General features: G+C 65.4%; 16 protein-coding genes. 9 read left to right on the plus strand and 7 right to left on the minus strand.

Annotated features, from left to right (window positions below; genetic code table 11):
• Positions 1-47 precede the first annotated feature (47 nt).
• Complete coding sequence (locus tag B2246_RS10165; RefSeq protein ID WP_008647013.1) at positions 48-1,073, minus strand: tripartite tricarboxylate transporter substrate-binding protein; 1,026 nt, start codon at positions 1,071-1,073, stop codon at positions 48-50.
• A 282-nt stretch (positions 1,074-1,355) separates the two neighbouring features.
• On the opposite strand from B2246_RS10165, the gene B2246_RS10170 reads away from it, so the two are divergent.
• Genes B2246_RS10170 through B2246_RS10180 form a run of 3 tightly spaced genes read left to right on the plus strand, consistent with a single transcriptional unit; the run spans position 1,356 to position 4,800 of the window.
• Positions 1,356-2,525, plus strand: coding sequence for an acyl-CoA dehydrogenase family protein (locus tag B2246_RS10170; protein ID WP_008647012.1), 1,170 nt, complete (start codon positions 1,356-1,358; stop codon positions 2,523-2,525).
• Positions 2,526-2,533: 8 nt separating this feature from the next.
• Complete coding sequence (locus tag B2246_RS10175; protein WP_008647010.1) at positions 2,534-3,913, plus strand: MmgE/PrpD family protein; 1,380 nt, start codon at positions 2,534-2,536, stop codon at positions 3,911-3,913.
• A gap of 26 nt (positions 3,914-3,939) precedes the next feature.
• Positions 3,940-4,800: an FAS1-like dehydratase domain-containing protein gene (locus B2246_RS10180; RefSeq protein WP_186426040.1), complete on the plus strand. Its 861-nt coding sequence runs from the start codon at positions 3,940-3,942 to the stop codon at positions 4,798-4,800.
• A 66-nt stretch (positions 4,801-4,866) separates the two neighbouring features.
• Here B2246_RS10180 and B2246_RS10185 read toward each other — a convergent pair whose 3' ends face one another.
• The 4 genes from B2246_RS10185 to B2246_RS10200 all read right to left on the minus strand — a co-directional run bounded on the left by B2246_RS10185 (position 4,867) and on the right by B2246_RS10200 (position 9,594).
• Positions 4,867-6,408 (minus strand): acetolactate synthase large subunit, encoded by a 1,542-nt coding sequence (locus B2246_RS10185; RefSeq protein ID WP_286880437.1) that lies wholly within the window; start codon positions 6,406-6,408, stop codon positions 4,867-4,869.
• A 45-nt stretch (positions 6,409-6,453) separates the two neighbouring features.
• On the minus strand, positions 6,454-7,203 hold the full coding sequence (locus B2246_RS10190) for a GntR family transcriptional regulator (protein WP_011518410.1): 750 nt from the start codon (positions 7,201-7,203) through the stop codon (positions 6,454-6,456).
• A 110-nt stretch (positions 7,204-7,313) separates the two neighbouring features.
• Positions 7,314-8,240, minus strand: coding sequence for a VirK/YbjX family protein (locus tag B2246_RS10195; protein WP_008647002.1), 927 nt, complete (start codon positions 8,238-8,240; stop codon positions 7,314-7,316).
• A gap of 400 nt (positions 8,241-8,640) precedes the next feature.
• Positions 8,641-9,594: a LysR family transcriptional regulator gene (locus B2246_RS10200; protein ID WP_008647000.1), complete on the minus strand. Its 954-nt coding sequence runs from the start codon at positions 9,592-9,594 to the stop codon at positions 8,641-8,643.
• 138 nt (positions 9,595-9,732) lie between these two features.
• Between B2246_RS10200 and B2246_RS10205 the strand changes: the two genes are divergently transcribed.
• Positions 9,733-10,467 (plus strand): SDR family NAD(P)-dependent oxidoreductase, encoded by a 735-nt coding sequence (locus tag B2246_RS10205; protein WP_286880258.1) that lies wholly within the window; start codon positions 9,733-9,735, stop codon positions 10,465-10,467.
• Between the two features lie 93 nt (positions 10,468-10,560).
• Positions 10,561-11,049, plus strand: coding sequence for a RidA family protein (locus tag B2246_RS10210; RefSeq protein ID WP_411860099.1), 489 nt, complete (start codon positions 10,561-10,563; stop codon positions 11,047-11,049).
• Positions 11,050-11,101: 52 nt separating this feature from the next.
• On the opposite strand, the gene B2246_RS10215 is transcribed toward B2246_RS10210, so the two are convergent.
• Positions 11,102-11,872, minus strand: coding sequence for a substrate-binding domain-containing protein (locus tag B2246_RS10215; protein ID WP_008646997.1), 771 nt, complete (start codon positions 11,870-11,872; stop codon positions 11,102-11,104).
• A gap of 181 nt (positions 11,873-12,053) precedes the next feature.
• On the minus strand, positions 12,054-12,776 hold the full coding sequence (locus B2246_RS10220; RefSeq protein ID WP_186426043.1) for a GntR family transcriptional regulator: 723 nt from the start codon (positions 12,774-12,776) through the stop codon (positions 12,054-12,056).
• Between the two features lie 187 nt (positions 12,777-12,963).
• Between B2246_RS10220 and B2246_RS10225 the strand changes: the two genes are divergently transcribed.
• The 4 genes from B2246_RS10225 (at position 12,964) to B2246_RS10240 (ending at position 17,279) form a co-directional block, all read left to right on the plus strand.
• Complete coding sequence (locus B2246_RS10225; protein WP_017511596.1) at positions 12,964-14,265, plus strand: MFS transporter; 1,302 nt, start codon at positions 12,964-12,966, stop codon at positions 14,263-14,265.
• 97 nt (positions 14,266-14,362) lie between these two features.
• Positions 14,363-15,091 carry a maleate cis-trans isomerase family protein gene (locus tag B2246_RS10230; protein ID WP_186426044.1) on the plus strand — a complete coding sequence of 243 codons (729 nt, stop codon included), beginning with the start codon at positions 14,363-14,365 and terminating at the stop codon, positions 15,089-15,091.
• A gap of 25 nt (positions 15,092-15,116) precedes the next feature.
• Entirely contained in the window at positions 15,117-16,535 is a 1,419-nt protein-coding gene (gene hydA / locus B2246_RS10235; protein ID WP_024568965.1) for a dihydropyrimidinase, read from the plus strand.
• A 6-nt stretch (positions 16,536-16,541) separates the two neighbouring features.
• Complete coding sequence (locus B2246_RS10240; RefSeq protein ID WP_035884511.1) at positions 16,542-17,279, plus strand: aspartate/glutamate racemase family protein; 738 nt, start codon at positions 16,542-16,544, stop codon at positions 17,277-17,279.
• The last annotated feature ends 40 nt before the right edge of the window (positions 17,280-17,319 follow it).

Here is a 17,319-nt window from a genome sequence, read left to right on the forward strand (position 1 = left end):
GGGACAAAACAATTGGCGCTACCCGCCTCAGTCCGCCTCAATCCTCCTCAATCCGCCTTCACGCCAGCGGCCTTGATGATCGGCGACCACTTGTCGATCTCCGAGGCCAGCCACGTGCGCAGCCCTTCCGGCGTCTGCTTGTCCTCGGGCACGATCACCGCGCCCAGATCCTGCATACGCGCCGCAACGGCCGGGTCCTTCAGCGCCGCGCGCAACGCGCCGTTGAGCTTGTTGATCACGGCAGGCGGCGTGCCCTTGGGCGCGTAGATCCCGTGCCAGACCTTGACCTCGAAGCCCTTCAGGCCGCCTTCGCGCAGCGTCGGCGCGTTCGGTAGCGCGGGAATGCGCTCAGCCGTGGTCACGCCGTACAGCTTGACCTTATCAGCCTTGATATGGGTAAGCGTCTGCGTGGTCTGGTCGCACAGCACATCCACCTGACCACCCAGCAGCGCAGTCATCGCCGGCGCGGTGCCCTGGTATGGAATCGTCTGCACATCCACGCCGATCGCCTTCTGGAACAGCATCCCGCACAGCTGCGACACCGCGCCAAGGCCCGCATTGGCCAGGTTCACCTTGTTCTGGTTCTTCTGGATGTAGGTCACCAGCTCGGGCAGGTTGTTGGGCGGCAGGTCGTGGCGTCCCAGCAGCGTCATCGGCACATCCGCCACCTGGCCCACGAAGCTGAAGTCGGTCAGCGGCTTGTACGGCAGCTTCGAGTAGAGCGCCGGCGCGGTGGCCATGCCGTTATGGTGAATCAGGATCGTGTAGCCGTCCGGCGCGGCCTTGGCCACGTACGCGGCGGACACCGTGCCGCCGGCACCCAGACGGTTCTCCACCACCACGCTCTGGCCCAGCGTCTTGGACATCGCCGCCGCCACCGAGCGCGCCACGACATCAGTCGGGCCACCTGCCGCGAACGGCACGACCATCACGATGGGCTTGGACGGGTAGGCATCGTTCGCGCGGCCCTGGCCGGGAACGGCCACCGCCACGGCTGCTAGCGCGAGTGCCGCCCACGTCATGCCTCGCCACTTGCTGGTACCGATCGCTGGCAACTGCGGGAATGAGGTCATACGCTGTCTCCTGAATGCGCGTGTCATACGCGTCTGGTTTCTGGGATTCGAGTAGCGCGCAGGGTGAATCCACTGACCCGGCGGCACAATTCGGCATTGCCGAAGGGGGGGCGAGGGCATGAAAAAGTCGCGGGATAACCCGCATCCGCGCCAGTCCGCGCCCCCCGTCACACCCCTGGGACATCCCTAAGCCGGAACCGAAGCCGCGCTTCCGCAAATGCGAATGTCACTGCTCCGACCGGTCGGGAATAATGCGCCTACTCGATACTGACGGACATTGCCATGCATGCTGCACAGGACCAAGACCTGATTTACCCGGAAATCCGCGAGGCCGTACGTGACCTCTGCAAGCAATTCGATTCGGCCTATTGGCAACGCATCGAGGAACACAGCGCATTTCCGGAGGAGTTCGTCCAGGCGCTGACCCACGCCGGCTGGCTGTCCGCGCTGATTCCCGAGGCATACGGTGGCTCCGGCCTGCCGCTGACCGCGGCCTCCGTGATCATGGAGGAGATCAACCGCAACGGCGGCAACTCGGGGGCGTGCCACGGTCAGATGTACGTGATGGGCTGCCTGCTGCGCCACGGCTCCGACGCGCAGAAGCAGCGCTGGCTGCCCGGCATCGCCTCAGGCGAGTTGCGCATGCAGTCGATGGCCGTGACCGAACCGACCACCGGCACCGATACCACCAAGCTCAAGACCACGGCCGTGCGGCGCGGCGACAAGTACGTGATCAACGGCCAGAAGGTCTGGATCTCGCGCGTCCAGCATTCCGACCTGATGCTGCTGCTGGCGCGCACCACGCCGCTGGACCAGGTGAAGAAGAAGTCCGAAGGTCTGTCGGTGTTCGTCGTCGACCTGCGCGAAGCGATTGGCAACGGCCTGACGGTCCAGCCGATCCGCAACATGGTCAACCACGAAACCAATGAGCTGTTCTTCGACAACCTCGAAATCCCGGCGGAAAACCTGATTGGCGAGGAAGGCAAGGGACTCAAGTACATCCTCGACGGCCTGAACGCCGAACGTATCCTGATCGCCGCCGAATGCATCGGCGATGGCTACTGGTTCGTCGAACGCGCCAGCAGCTACGCTCGCGAGCGGATCGTGTTCGATCGCCCGATTGGCCAGAACCAGGGCGTGCAGTTCCCGATCGCGCGTTCATTCGTCAATGTGGAAGCCGCCAGCCTGATGCGTTACAAGGCCGCCCAGTTGTTCGATGCAGGCAAGCCCTGCGGCAAGGAAGCCAACATGGCGAAGCTGCTGGCCGCCGATGCTTCATGGGAAGCGGCCAACGTCTGCCTGCAGACGCACGGTGGATTCGGCTTTGCCGCCGAGTACGACATCGAGCGCAAGTTCCGTGAAACGCGCCTGTACCAGGTGGCGCCGATCTCGACCAACCTGATCCTGTCGTTCGTCGCCGAACACGTTCTCGAACTGCCCCGCTCGTTCTGATACCCACCATGTCCGACATCGATACCCGCTATCCGACCCGCCAGCTCTGCGAGTTTCTCGCGCGGTTCACGCTCGCCGATGTGCCGTCGCCCGTCATCGAGCGCACCAAGGATCTGTTCCTCGACTGGATCGCATCGGCCATCGCCGGCAAGGACGCGCCCGCCGTGCGACGCATCCAGGAGTTCGCCGCCGCGATGGGCCCGGCCACCGGCCAGGCCGAGGTCTTCGTCGACCGCCGTCGCACATCGCCCTATTTCGCCGCGCTGATCAACGGCGCCTCGTCACACGTGGTCGAGCAGGATGACGTCCACAACGGCTCGGTGCTCCACCCCGCCGCGGTGGTGTTCCCGGCCGTAGTTGCCGCCGCGCAGGCGGAAGGCAAAACCGGCGCGGAAGTGCTGCTGGCCTCGATCGCCGGCTACGAAGCAGGCATCCGCATCGGCGAGTTCATGGGCCGCTCGCACTACCGCGTGTTCCACACCACCGGCACCGTCGGCACGCTGGCCGCTGCGGCGGCAGTAGCCAAGCTGTACGGACTCGATGCCGAAGGTATCAACCAGGCACTGGGTTCCGCGGGCACACAGGCCGCTGGCCTGTGGGAATTCCTGCGCGACGCCGCGGATTCGAAGCAACTGCACACGGCCAAGGCCGCCGCCGATGGCCTGCAGTCCGCCTGGCTGGCACGCGCGGGTTTCACCGGCGCGCGCCAGATCCTGGAAGGCGCGCAGGGCATGGCAGCGGGGATGTCCAGCGACGCCAATCCGGCGGCGCTGACTGATGGCCTCGGCACGCGCTGGGCCACGGCGGAAACGTCGTTCAAGTTCTTCGCCTCGTGCCGCCACACGCATCCGGCCGCGGACGCGCTGAAGGCGCTGATGCTGCGCGAAGGACTGCAAGCCGACCAGATCGCCGCCGTCACGGCGCACGTCCATCAGGGCGCGATCGACGTGCTTGGCCCGGTGGTCAACCCGGCAACGATCCATCAGGCCAAGTTCTCGATGGGCACGGTGCTCGGCCTGGTCGCCGTGCACGCCCATGCCGGCCTGGGCGAGTTCGAGCAGCATTCGCTGAAGGATGCGCAGGTCTCGGCGTTCCGCGACAAGGTCACGATGGAACTCGACGAGGAAATCAACACCGCCTATCCGCGCCAGTGGATCGGCCGCGTGACGGTGCGCACCACTGACGGCCGTACGCTGCAGGCGCGTGTCGACGTGCCCAAGGGTGACCCCGACAACACGCTGTCGCGTCCCGAACTCGAGGCGAAGGCCATCCAGCTCGGCGCGTTCCGCCACGGCGCGACCGAAGCCGAGATGCGCGCGATCATTGCGCGCGTCTGGCAGCTCGACCGCGAAGCCAACGTCAACGACTGGCTGCCCGCCGCCCGCTGATTACCACGAGAGCCTGCGAGATCCACATGACCACCCCTACCCTCGAAGAACTGCGCGAGTGGATCGGCCGCACCGAATCCCGCACCGAAACGCTCGCCGCGGAACCGGTGCAAGGGCTGGCGGCCACCTTCGACCTGGATGGTGACGCGCTCGTCAGCCAGCCGCTGCCACCGCTGTGGCACTGGCTCTATTTCCTGCCGCGCGCGCCGCAGCACGAAATCGGCGTGGACGGACATCCCGCGCTTGGCGGCTTCCTCCCGCCGGTACCGTTGCCGCGCCGCATGTGGGCCGGTAGCGAAGTGACGTTCAAACGCGGCCTGCGCGTGGGCGAAACCGTGACGAAGACATCGACCATCACCGATGTCCAGCACAAGTCTGGCCGCACCGGCGAACTCTGGTTCGTGACCGTCGATCATGAGCTCAGCGTCAACGGCGAAACCGCGCTGAACGAGCGTCATGACATCGTCTATCGCGCCATGCCCGAGCGCGGCCAGCCGCAACCGCCGCGTCCGCGACTGGCGCACACCGCGCAGTTCGGCCGGTCACTCAAGGCCGATCCGGTGCTGCTGTTCCGCTATTCGGCGCTCACGTTCAACGGCCACCGCATTCACTACGATCTCGACTACGTGCGCGACGTGGAGGGCTACCCGGGCCTGATCGTGCATGGACCGATGCAGGCGATGCTGATGCTTGAACTGCTGCGGCACGAGCGCCCCGACGCGCGCGTGAAGCGCTTCGGCTTCCGCGGGCTTGCGCCGCTGTTCCATCTGGATACGGTCACCGTCGGTGGTATGGACGATGCGGAGACACCCGGGAAGGTGATTCTGTGGACCGGCGACGATGCCGGCGGCCAGGCAATGGCTGGCTGGGCGGAAGTGGAAGGTTGAAGGAAGGTTAGCGCCCCTCTCCCGCCAAGCGGGAGAGGGGCGCCGTCAATCTGCGAGGAATGCCCCTCAGATCACCAGCTCGATCAGGAACGGGCCCTTGCGCTGGTTGGCCATGCGGAACAGGTCGGCGAACGTCTCCATGTTCTCCGCACGCGCAGCTTCCACGCCCATACCGTTGGCCATCTTGACCCAGTCCAGATCCGGATTGCCGAGGTCGAGCATATCCAGCGCGGTCTTGCCAGGATTGGCACCCACACCAGCCAGCTCGCCCAGCAGGATCGCGTACTTGCGATTGGCCAGCAGCACGATCGTCACGTCAAGCTTTTCACGCGCCATGGTCCACAGCGACTGCAGCGTGTACATGCCCGATCCATCGGCCTGCAACGCCACCACGCGGCGGTCCGGTGCCGCGATTGCAGCGCCCGTGGCCAGCGGCAGGCCAGCGCCGATGGCGCCGCCGGTCAGTTGCAGCCAGTCGTGCGGCGTGGCATGGACCGTGCCGGGATAGAACGCGCGGCCGAAGCTCACACTCTCTTCCACCACTACGGCCTGTTCTGGCAACAGCGCGGTCAGCGTCTGCGCCACCGCCTCGGATGTCACCGCACCCTTTGCCGGCTCCGCCGTGATATGGGCCGAGGCCGGCAGCGGAGCATTACGCGCGCCCAGTTCGTCCGACAGGCGGGCCAATGCCTCGCCCAGATCCTCTTCGGGCCGGGCCAGCACGTGGATGACGGCATCCTCGGGGTACGGACGCGGCGACTTGCCCGGATAGGCGAAGAACGTCACCGGTGCGGGCGCGCCGACCAGGATCACATTACGGATACCCGCCAGCTTCTGGCGTGCCACGTCACCGGAGTACGGAATACGGTCAACAGCCAGATGGCCACGTCCACGTGTCACGCGCGAATTCGACATCGGCGTGATCAGTCGCGCGTCGGTGGCGGCGGCAATCCGGTGCGCATCAGCCAGAGCGCCAGCGCGCAAGGCGTTGCCCGCCAGCACGATCAGCGTGGGCTGGCCGCTGCGCAGCACGCGCGCGGCGTTCTGCACGGCATCGGGCGACACCTTCGGCACGGCCAGCGCCGGCAGCGGCGCGGCCACCTTGCCACCCGCATCCCAGCAAACATCCGATGGCAAGATCAGGCTTGCCACGCCACCCGGTGCGGAAGTCGCGGCCTGCACCGCCGCGGCGGCATCGGCACCAACCGACGCCGCATGGGTAGCGGTACGCGTCCAGACGGAAACAGGGCGCGCCCAACCTTCGGTATCCGCGGTCAGCGGCGCGTCGAGCGGGCGGTGATACGTGGCCTGATCGCCGATGATATTGATGACCGGCGTCTGCGCGCGGCGCGCGTTGTGCAGATTGGCCAGGCCGTTGGCCAGCCCCGGGCCGCAGTGCAGCAGCGTGGCGGCCGGCTTGTCGGCCATGCGCGCGTAGCCATCGGCCGCGCCAGTGACCACGCCTTCGAACAGGCCCAGCACGCATTTCATGCCGGGAATCCGGTCCAGCGCCGCCACGAAATGCATTTCGCTGGTGCCGGGGTTGGCAAAGCAGGTATCGACGCCGCAAGCCAGCAGCGTCTTCACCAGGCTTTCCGCGCCATTCATCGTGTCTTGAGTCTCCATTGCAGGTTCCGTATTGGGTGGGTGTTGTCAGGAATGGGGGGCGAGCAGATCGAAATCCAGGCAGACATACTCGGTCGGGAATTCAATCCGCGCGTAATAAACGATCACGTCGTCGACGCAGGCAAAACGCCGCAGTTCGGCCACGGGGGCGCCCACGGCCAGTTCGAGCGCGCTGGCGGATTCGGCACCGGCCGGAACGATCGACAGCCGCTGCCGCGCGGCATTGACCTTGAGGCCGGGAAATCGGTCGAGCACCGGCACCGACGCGCCGTGGCGGAAAGCCTCGGGGTCGCGCGCGAAGACATCGGCGGCGATATAGACCTCGCCCACGGCGAACGGTCTTCCATCGGTGCGATGAGCGCGGTGCAGGAAATGGTAGGCATCGGCGCGACGGCCGTCGCAGGGCATGCCCAGGTCATCAGGCAGCGGCACATCGGCGGTGGATTCGACGATGGCCTCCGTGGACAGCTTGTCGCCCACGGCCACGGCCTGGTTCCAGTTGATCGGCAACGCCATTCGCCGGCATTCACGGCCGCCCGCCTTGACGAACGTCCCCCGGCCACGCGAGCGCTCGACCAGCCCTTCCTCGTCCAGGCGGGAAAGGGCGTTGTGCATGGTCATGCGCGCCACGCCGTACTGACGGCAGAGCGCTTCGAGGGAAGGAATCTGTTCACCTGGCCGCCACGCGCCGCTTTCGATCTGTCGTCGAAAGATCGTGGCCAGCTGTAGATAGACAGGTTCGCGGCTGCGAGAGAGGAGGTCGTTGGCGTCCGGCATACGAAACGCGCCGGCATTCAGCCGGCGCGCCAAGTCGATATCGGACTCTATTAAAAGTCTAGGTAGCTAGACTACTAGGGTTTACCACGACCAGATTCTTCCATACGCGATCAGGCAGCGACAGCTGCGGCAACAGGAAGTTGGGGATCGTTGCCGGCGGGGACCGCGTCGGCACGCAGCCAGTCCGCCACCGTCGCGCGCACCGCTTCGGCAAATGCCTGCTTGCGGCGCCAGGCCGACCGCTTCTTGGAAGGAATCTCCGCAATATCGCGTTGTGGCTGGCAGATCGGCACATCGACGTTGCCATCCGCAAGCGACGTGCCGTGGTACTCCGCCCAAAAGCCTTCGTAGTCCGCCAGGATTTCACGCGGCGTGTTGCGCTGCCGGCTGACGTGATTGGCGCGGGACACCCCCACCACACGCCGGGCGCCAACGTGTGCGGCGAACGCCAGCAACGCCTCCATCACGACATCCTTGGGCCGCAGGCCTTCGCTGGCCTTGGTGGCAAGGCGAATCCATTCACGGCTCTGCTCGCCCATCGGCCCCTGCAGGCCGCCGACATAGATTTCCGGACCGTGGTCGCCACGCCTGAGATAGAAGCTCAGCTGCGTCAGGCAAACCCCGGTCTCGATATCGGTCCAGTAGAAAGCCAGCTCGCCTTCCTTGGGATTTGGGCCGGAATCGGCCAGGCGAAGCTCGTAGCGCCCATCCTCGGACATCCACCGGAGTCCGCCGGACAGATAGATTCGATCGCAGACGCAAACGGGCAGTGCGGCTTCGGCCAGCACGTAGTGGTCCACCACCAACCTCGCCCGGTCACCAAAGCCCAGACCCAGCGCGCCAAGCGGCCGGAATGGCTTCTCCAGCATCAACGGCCGCGCCACCACCACCCGCTGCAGCAGCGGCGACGACGCTGCGGCGCGCAGCCACGACCGGGCCGAACCGGCCCGCACGGCCGACAGCGCAATCAGCTTGGCACGCCGCGTCAGCCACTTGCGGCTGCCCGCCGGATAACAGAAGGCAGATATCGACGCCACGGAGGCGAGATATCGCAGGTAATACGCCGGATAAAGGTCAACAAGCCCCCCCGCACGGACGTGGACGAGCCCCTGCAAGTACGACACTGGTTCATGCACGACTGACTGCTCCCCTTGTATGGCACACACCGCCCTGGCTCGGGCTTGGCGTGCGCGGATTCAACCCTGGCCTCATGCGATACATGCGCTGAGGCTTTCGAGCCGGCCCGTCTCATTGAAATGTGATGTGGGGAACGCAGGCCTGGTCTCGTAATATTTCGTAACGTCTTGAAATATTATCGGTTGACCTCGTTACAAGATAGAGACGATTTCCCTAAGAAAGGAGGGTGAGAAGGTTCGGCCGACTCTTTTTTTCACGGCCACTTGCGAAACAGCCGCCGCCCGGCCATTCGCTCATTCGCTAGCCCCGGGCAGGCTTCCCCGCCCCCCGCGCACTTGCCAGGGCCGCCGCATGCTCCATCAGAAAATCCACGAACACCCGGACCCGCGACGGCAGCAGGCGCCCGTGCGGGTACATCAGACTGACCGGCCGTGACCGGCCGGCAAATGGCTGCAGGACCTCGACCAGCGTGCCGTCGACCAAGTCCCGTTCGACGATAAAGCGGTAGGTTTGGAACAGACCGGCACCGGACTTGGCCAGGGTGACGCCGGCAAGCACGTCCTCGGAGCACAGATAATGGCTTTCCGTGGCCAGCACCTCCCGTTCACGGCCGCCATCCATGAACAGCCACGCAATCGGCCGGCCACTGCTGGGCAGATCGAACTGAATGCACTCGTGCCGCTGCAGATCCTCGAGCGCCTGCGGCCGTCCGGCCCGCTTCAGATATCCAGGGCTTGCCACCACCACCAGTTCCGCATCCTCCAGATGCCGCGAGACCATTGTCGAATCCGGCTGCGCGCGGAACCGGATCGCCACGTCGAAGTTCTCCTCGTGGAAATCGATATTGCGGTTGCCGATCTGGATCTCGAACCTGAGGAGAGGGAACCGCTCGCGCAAGACGGGCAGCAAGGGCAGCAGCCGGTAGTGCCCGTAAGTCGTCGGCGCGCTGATACGCAGGGTGCCCGAAGGCTGAACCTGCTCGCCCGTGACTTTGCGCTCGGCCTCGATCAACTGGTTGAGCGCGCCACGACATTGCTCAAAGTAGCTCCTGCCGCCCTCGGTCAGCCGGATGCTGCGCGTGGACCGCACAAAAAGGCGCACGCCCAGGCGCTTCTCCAGCCGCGAGATCGAGCGGCTTACGGCCGCCGGCGTGACCCCGGCGGTGTTGGCTGCGGCGGTGAAGCTCCCTGCTTCGGCCGCGAGGCAAAACAGTTCGATGCTGCCGAGCAGGACGTCGTCGAAGTGCCTATGCATATTTATTACCTCATGTAACAGGACAAGTGTACACAACCCCGTTTTTTGCTCTCTGATGCCGGAATAGAGTGTGTTCAACCGGAGGCGGCACTGCAAACGCGACGCCGGTCCCCGTCACCTATCTCTCTGGAGCACATCATGAGCAACACACATCCCACCGTCATCATCACTGGCGCCACCAGCGGCATCGGCCTGGGTCTGGCCGAGGCCTTTCTGAAGGACGGGTACAACGTGGTCGGCACCGGCCGCTCGCAGGAACGCCTGCAAGCCACGGCCGCGCAGTTGGGCGCCGGCGAGCGCTTCGTTGGCGTGGCTGGCGACATTGGGCTCCCGGACACAGCACGCGAAGTCTTCGCGCAGGCCGTTGCGCGCTTCGGTCATGTCGACGTGCTGGTCAACAACGCCGGTATCTTCACCGCCAAACCTTTCGTGCAGTTCACGCCCGAAGAAATCGAGCTACAGATCGCGACCAACCTGAAGGGCACGCTGTATCCCTCGCAGGAAGCCGCGCGGCACATGAGCGAGCGCCGGCAAGGCAAGATCATCAACATCACCGCATCGATCGCGCTGCAGCCGCACGCCGGCGTGCCGGCTCTGCTGGCCGTGGCACTCAAGGGCGGTCTCAATCAGGCCACCCGGGCCCTGGCGCTGGAACTGGCGCCGTTCGGCGTCACCGTGAATGCGGTCGCGCCCGGCGTGACGGATACCCCGATGCACGCAGCGGAAACTCACGACGCGCTGGGTCGCCTGCATCCACTGGGCCGCATCGCCCGCATCGACGAGATCAACGCCGCCGTGCTCTACCTCGCCAAGGCAGACTTCGTATCCGGCACCGTGCTGGCAGTAGACGGCGGCTACAGCGCCGGCCGCTGAATGGTCTTGTGCCGCCGTCGCCGCGCCCCTTGCGAGCGACGGAGGCCCCTGCCCCAACCGTCATCGCCCCGTGATCAACACCGGAGCCAGCTCATGATGCATGCCAACTCGTTCGATACCCTCGCGCAGCAACGGCTCGCGGCGCGCAGCCTGATGCTGCCCGATCCGCCCAGGCCTTTGGGCAACTACACCGCCGTCAGCCAGGCAGGCAATCTGCTCTTTATTTCTGGACAATTGCCGCTGGCCGACGGCAAGGTCGTCTGGCAGGGGCAGGTCGGCAGGGACCTGACCCTGGAAGAAGGCCGGCAAGCCGCCGTGCTGGCCGCGCTCAACGTACTGGCCCAGATCCACGCGTACCTGGGTGGCTTCGACCGCCTGGATCACATCGTGCGGGTGGAGGGCCATGTCGCCAGCGCGGAAGGCTGGCTGCAGCAGCCGGCGGTCATAGATGGCGCCTCCGATCTGCTCGTGGATGTGCTGGGCGCAAGGGCTGGCCATGCGCGGACGATCTCCTCGCATTTCCAGCAGCCCGGCAATGCGGCGGTCATCCTCGTGGTGATCGCCCAGATCCACACCCAATGAAAAAGGGCCGGCAAACGCCGGCCCCGGGGCAGTACTGCAGTCTCCGAAAAACCTAGTGGGGGACGGAATCGAGGCCCGTCTCCTTCACAACCGTCTGGGCGGCCGGCGCAGCCATGTAGTCGAGCAATGCCTTTGCCAGCGCGGGGTGTGCAGCGTTGACAGGAATCCCGCCGGCGAAACGCGTGATCGACTGCACGTCCTCGGGGATGCGTCCGGCGAAACTCACACCAGACACCGGCAACAGCTCGCTCACCTGCTGGAAACCGATCTCGTACTCGCCATTGGCGACGACCGAGGCCACAGGGGTCTTCTCGATCTTCTTCGCCTTGGCGCTCAGTGCCTCTGGCTCACCGAGCCGCTTGAACAGCTCGCGCTGAACGTACACGCCGCTGGCACTATCGGAATAGGCAATCGACTTCGCCTGCATCAGCGCGTGACGCAGCGCGTCCACGGTACGGATATCGGGCACCACCTCGCCCTGCCGCACTACCATGCCGATGCGCGAATCGGCCAGTTCGACGCGCGACTTCGGATCGACCACGCCCTTCTTGATCAGATCGTCGAGCGCGTAGCCGACCATGATCACCACGTCGGCCTGCTCGCCGCGCGCCAGCCGGTTCGGAATGGCTTCCGGTGATTGCCCCATCGACGGCCCAAGCGTCGTCTCCAGCGTGTTGCCGCTCTCCCCGGCGAACTTCGGACCCAGGATCTTGTAGGCAGCCGTGAATCCGCCCGATGTCATCACGCGGATGTCCTCGGCCTGAGCGGTCGAGGCGAACAGCGTCACAACCGCAGCACACGCGCCGACCCATGTCCTGATCATGTTTTATGTCTCCATTGTCGTCGCGGTTGGGGAAAGCCGCGCTGGCGTGGACTATAGGTACCGCCAGGCGGCGGAGCCAGCCACAAATGGTGAAGCCGTCTTCACTATTCCTGAAGAGCAATGTTGATCCATCGGAAAAACGGCAGGTCCCTCAGGCCCGGAGAGAAATCGTCAGTGCCTGTCAGCGTCGCCCGCCACCCGCCGCGCGCGCCGCAGGCTCGGCCAGCGTCTGCTCGACCACGCGCAACACTTCCTTCGCGGTGTTCTCGGAATGCCGTCGCAGCACGTCGGCCAGACGCGGACGCCCCGGCTCGCGCAGCGCCGCGATGATCTCCTCGTGCTCGGTATGCGATTCCTGCCAGCGCAGCATATCCGCGTTGGCCGCGCCACGGGCGCGGTGGACCTTGCTCATCAGCATCGCATAGATGCCGGCCAGCACGGCGTTGCCGGCACCGTCGATGATGAGCTGGTGGATTTCCTGGTTAATGCGGAAGTAGTCGGTGCGGCGTCCGGCGTCGTGCGCGTCGATCATGGCCTGATGGCGACGTTCGATCTTGGTCACGGCCGCATCGCTGAGCCGCTGCGCCGCCAGGTCCCCGGCATGTGCCTCCAGCCCATGCAACGTCTCGAATGTGGCGCGCAGTTCGTCGAGATCGAGCGGCGCAACGCGATAGCCGATGTACTGGCGATGCAGGACCAGCCCCTCGGCCACCAGCACCTTCAGTGCTTCACGCAACGGCGTCTTCGACACATCGAAGGCCTCGCAGAAGGCCTTCTCGTCGATCCGCACGCCCGGCGGCAGCTCGCCTTCCTGAATCATCGTGCGCAACCGCGCCGCGATCTCGGCGGACATGCCCAGCGTGCGGAGCCGGGCGGTTTTGGGAAGCGCTTGTGTCACAGACATCACCAGGTTGGGGAATTTGCACCATCAGGAGGCTACCACACACCTAATCTGTGCATTCGTCGTCTATATAAATCAATGACTTACAGATGTTGTAATTACAGATTACGTATCCTATACTGCGTCCAGTTGCGCGACACACTAAACCAAACGCCTCATCGAAGGCATCAAGGACAAGGAGACACCCGTCATGCAATCCACAAGCCCCGCCGCAGCCTCGCTCGCGGTTCCCCGCAGCAGCGTGCGATGGAAGATCTTCCTGATGATGCTGCTGCTCGTGGCGATCAACTACATCGACCGCGCATCGCTGTCGGTGGCCATGCCGCTGATCGCGAAGGAATTCGACCTGAGTCCCGCCATGCAGGGGCTGATCCTGAGTTCGTTCTTCTGGACCTATGCCGTCATGCAGGTGCCGGGCGGCATGCTGGCCGACAAGTACAAGCCGCGCATCGTGATCGCTACGGCTACCGTGTTCTGGGGCGCGTTCCAGGCGCTGGCAGCGGTCTGCACCAATGCCACCTCGCTGCTGCTGACGCGGCTGGGGCTCGGCGCTGCGGAAGCCCCGATCTACCCGGCCGGCGGCAAACTCAATGCCATCTGGATGACGAAGAACGAACGCGGCCGTGGCGCCACGCTGCTCGACGGCGGCGCGCCGCTGGGCGCGGCGCTCGGCTCGCTCATCATTGCCGGGCTGATCAGCGAACTGGGCTCGTGGCGCCTGTCGTTCGTGGTGGCCGGCGTTGGCACGGTTCTGGCCGGCTTCGTGGCATGGTGGTACATCCGCAACTCGCCACGCGAACACCTCGGCGTGAATGAACAAGAAGCCCGTCATATCGAGGACGCGCTTGCCCTGGAGCACAGCGAGGAGCCGACCAACCTGAGCGGCCGCTCGCTGGACTTCTTCAAGTACCGCTCGGTCTGGTGCATGGCCATCAGCTGGATGTGCTTCAACGCCGTGTTCTACGGCCTGCTGACCTGGATGCCCACCTACCTGAGCAAGGCCCGCGGCTTCGACCTGAAGCAGATGGGCGGCGCGAGCTTCATCATCTTCTTCGCCGGATTCGTCGGCGAGCTGCTCGGCGGCTGGATCGCCGACAAGTGGAAAGAAGCCGGCGGACGCCCGAACGTGGTGATGCGCACACTGTTCGGCATCGCCGCGGTGGTGGCCACGGTGTCGATCTTCTCGGTCGCCTACGTCACCGACCCCGTAGCGGTCGTGGTGCTGCTGTCCTCCACCCTGTTCTTCCTGCGCTGGTGCGGCCTGTTCTGGTCCGTCCCGTCGATGCTGGGCACCCGCAACAAGGTGGGCTTCCTCGGCGGCGTGATGAACCTGGGCGGCAACATCGCCGGCATCAGCGTGCCGATCATCGTCGGCCTGATCGTCCAGGCCACCGGCTCGTACTTCCTGGCACTGATGTTCTTTGCCGCCTGCGGCATCGGCCTGCTGCTGGCGTCGACCAACATCGACTACGAAAAGAAAATTCCGGTCTGACGGTACCGCCGCAGCGCTGGAACCCCGAATTCCACACGAATACAGAGGCGTCGCCCCTGCGGACGGCGCCCGTTTGAACTCCTGAGTAATACCCATCATGACCAGACAGATTCGCCTCGGCATGCTCACGCCGTCCTCCAACACCGCGCTCGAACCCATCACCAGCGCGATGGTCAGCGGCCTGCCCAATGTCAGCGCGCATTTTTCGCGCTTCACCGTGACCGAGATTTCCCTGCGCGATCAGGCGCTCGGCCAGTTCGATCTGGAGAAGATCCTTGCTGCCGCTCGCCTGCTGGCCGATGCCCGCGTGGACGTCATCGCGTGGAACGGCACGTCGTCGGGCTGGCTCGGCTTCGACAAGGATGAAGCGCTGTGCCGCCAGATCACCGAGGCCACGGGCATCCCCGCCACCACCTCGGTGCTGGCCCTGAACGAAATCCTGGAAAAGACCGGCGCACGCCGCTTCGGCCTGGCCACGCCGTACCTGCACGATGTGCAGGAGCGCATCGTCGCCAACTACCAGCGCAGCGGTTTCGACTGTTCGACGGAGCGCCACCTGGGATTGCATGTGAACTACAGCTTCGCCGAAGTGGACGAGGACACCGTCCGCAAGATGGTGCGCGAGCTGGCCGCCGAAAAGCCACAGGCCATCACCACGTTCTGCACCAACCTGCGTGCCGCGCATCTGGTGGAAGCGCTCGAGGCCGAGACCGGCATCCCGGTCTACGACACGATCGCCACCGTGGTGTGGAAGTCGCTGCGTCTGGCCGGTGTTGATACCCGCGCGCTGCAGGGCTGGGGCCGCCTGTTCCGCGAAGTCGAATGACCGGCAACCCCTCGGAGTGACGACCATGCCCGCAGACAACAATCTCGACCTGGTGATCCGCAATGCCGACGTGGTCACCGCCTCCGACCGCTACCGTTGCGACATTGGCGTGCGCGGCGGCCGCATCGTGGCACTTGGCCACGACCTGCCGCCGGCTGCCAGCGAAGTCGACGCCACCGGCCTGCTGGCCTTGCCCGGCGGCGTAGACGGCCACTGCCACCTGGACCAGCCGATGCCCGACGGCATGCGCATGGCCGATGACTTCTTCACCGGCACGCGCGCGGCCGCGTGCGGCGGCACGACCACTGTGATCCCGTTCGCCGCGCAGGAGAAAGGCGCTTCGCTCAAGGCGGCCGTGGACGACTATCACCGTCGCGCCGATGGCCGCGCCGTGATCGACTACGCGTTCCACCTGATCGTGGCGGACCCCACCCCCGCCGTGCTGGAGGACGAACTGCCGTCACTGATCCGCCAGGGCTATAGCTCCTTCAAGGTCTACATGACCTATGACGACCTCAAGCTGTCGGACCGCGAGATGCTGTCCGTGCTCGACGTGGCGCGGCAGAACAATGCGCTGGTCATGGTGCACGCCGAGAATGCCGACTGCATCTCGTGGCTGACCGACAAGCTCGTGGGGCAAGGCCGCATCGCGCCGCGCTTCCACGCGCTGGCGCGCCCCGATGCCGTCGAACGCGAGGCCACGCATCGCGCCATCACGTTCGCGGAACTGGTGGACGTGCCGATCCTGATCGTGCACGTCTCCGGCAAGGAAGCCATCGAGCAGATCCGCTGGGCGCAGGGTCGTGGCATGAAGATACTGGCGGAAACCTGCCCGCAGTACCTGTACCTGACCGCCGAGGACATGGGCATGGGCGGCGACGACGGCTACGAAGGCGCGAAGTGCGTTTGCAGCCCGCCGCCACGCGACCCGGAGAACCAGGCCGCCGTCTGGCGTGCGCTGACCAATGGTGTGTTCAGCGTGTTCTCGTCGGACCATGCGCCGTTCAACTACGACGATCCGGAAGGCAAAAAGCTGGGCGGCACGGCACAGCCGTTCGACCACATCCCCAATGGCGTGCCGGGCATCGAAACCCGCCTGCCGTTGCTGTTCGACGGCGTGGCGCGCGGCAAGCTCTCGCTGCACCAATTCGTGGAACTCACGTCGTACCGCCCCGCCAAGATCTACGGGCTCTACCCGCGCAAGGGCACGATTGCTGTCGGCGCCGATGCGGACATCGTGCTCTGGGACCCCACGCGCAAGGTGCGCATCGCCAACGCCAACCTGCACCACGCGGTGGACTACACGCCGTATGAAGGCATCGAGGTCACCGGCTGGCCGATGACTACCTTCTCGCGCGGCGAACTGATCGTGCGTAATGGCGAGTACCTGGAGCCTGCGGCTGGACGCGGCAAGTTCCTCGAAGCTGGACAACCCGAGATCTGATTCGCCATGAACCTGCTCATCGTCAATCCGAATATCAGTGAGTCGGTCACCGACCTGATTCACGCCGAAGCCAAGCGCACCGCGTCGCCGGACACCCGCATCACGATGGCAACCGCCCCGTTCGGCGTGGCCTATATCGAGACGCGCTTCGAAGCGCTGGTGGGTGGCTACGCCACCGCCTGCGCCGCCGCCGAGCACGCGGGCCAGTTCGACGGCCTGATCGTGGCCGCGTTTGGCGACCCCGGCCTGGCCGGTCTGAAGGAGTTGTTCGACGTACCCGTGGTAGGCATGACGGAAGCCGCGCTGGCCAGCGCCTGCCTGTTGGGGCAGCGTTTCTCCATCATCGCAATTTCACACCGCATTCAGGCGTGGTATCGCGAATGCGTGGCGGCCAATGGCCTGGGCGACCGGTTGGCCAGCATCCGCTCATTACAGGAACCGCTGCGCGATATTGGCAGCGTGCAGGAAGACCACTCGGCACGTCTGGAAGAACTCGCGCTGCAAGCTGTGCGCGAGGACGGCGCTGACGTGATCATCGTGGCCGGCGCGCCGCTGGCCGGACTGGCCCGCTCGCTCAAGGGCCGTATTCCGGTACCGGTGGTGGACGGCGTCAGCAGCGCCGTGCGGCATTGCGAATCGCTGGTGGCGCTGCAAGCCGGCAGCGCGCGCGAGGGCAGCTTCGCCCGCCCGCCGCGCAAGCCCAACGCGGGGCTTCCGCCTGCTTTGTCGCGCCTGCTCGATTAGGCCGCCGCTCTCGGGAAAGGGGAAGGGGGAAGGGGGAAGG

Origin of the sequence: Cupriavidus sp. UBA2010 (genome assembly GCF_002335265.1) — a bacterium.
GTDB lineage: Bacteria > Pseudomonadota > Gammaproteobacteria > Burkholderiales > Burkholderiaceae > Cupriavidus > Cupriavidus metallidurans.

Coding starts and splice junctions, on each gene's coding strand:
- B2246_RS10165 (WP_008647013.1), bottom strand. CDS start 1,073: ATGACCTCATTCCCGCAGTTGCCAGCGATCGGTACCAGCAAGTGGCGA.
- B2246_RS10170 (WP_008647012.1), top strand. CDS start 1,356: ATGCATGCTGCACAGGACCAAGACCTGATTTACCCGGAAATCCGCGAG.
- B2246_RS10175 (WP_008647010.1), top strand. CDS start 2,534: ATGTCCGACATCGATACCCGCTATCCGACCCGCCAGCTCTGCGAGTTT.
- B2246_RS10180 (WP_186426040.1), top strand. CDS start 3,940: ATGACCACCCCTACCCTCGAAGAACTGCGCGAGTGGATCGGCCGCACC.
- B2246_RS10185 (WP_286880437.1), bottom strand. CDS start 6,408: ATGAATGGCGCGGAAAGCCTGGTGAAGACGCTGCTGGCTTGCGGCGTC.
- B2246_RS10190 (WP_011518410.1), bottom strand. CDS start 7,203: ATGCCGGACGCCAACGACCTCCTCTCTCGCAGCCGCGAACCTGTCTAT.
- B2246_RS10200 (WP_008647000.1), bottom strand. CDS start 9,594: ATGCATAGGCACTTCGACGACGTCCTGCTCGGCAGCATCGAACTGTTT.
- B2246_RS10205 (WP_286880258.1), top strand. CDS start 9,733: ATGAGCAACACACATCCCACCGTCATCATCACTGGCGCCACCAGCGGC.
- B2246_RS10210 (WP_411860099.1), top strand. CDS start 10,561: ATGATGCATGCCAACTCGTTCGATACCCTCGCGCAGCAACGGCTCGCG.
- B2246_RS10215 (WP_008646997.1), bottom strand. CDS start 11,872: ATGATCAGGACATGGGTCGGCGCGTGTGCTGCGGTTGTGACGCTGTTC.
- B2246_RS10220 (WP_186426043.1), bottom strand. CDS start 12,776: ATGTCTGTGACACAAGCGCTTCCCAAAACCGCCCGGCTCCGCACGCTG.
- B2246_RS10225 (WP_017511596.1), top strand. CDS start 12,964: ATGCAATCCACAAGCCCCGCCGCAGCCTCGCTCGCGGTTCCCCGCAGC.
- B2246_RS10230 (WP_186426044.1), top strand. CDS start 14,363: ATGACCAGACAGATTCGCCTCGGCATGCTCACGCCGTCCTCCAACACC.
- hydA (WP_024568965.1), top strand. CDS start 15,117: ATGCCCGCAGACAACAATCTCGACCTGGTGATCCGCAATGCCGACGTG.
- B2246_RS10240 (WP_035884511.1), top strand. CDS start 16,542: ATGAACCTGCTCATCGTCAATCCGAATATCAGTGAGTCGGTCACCGAC.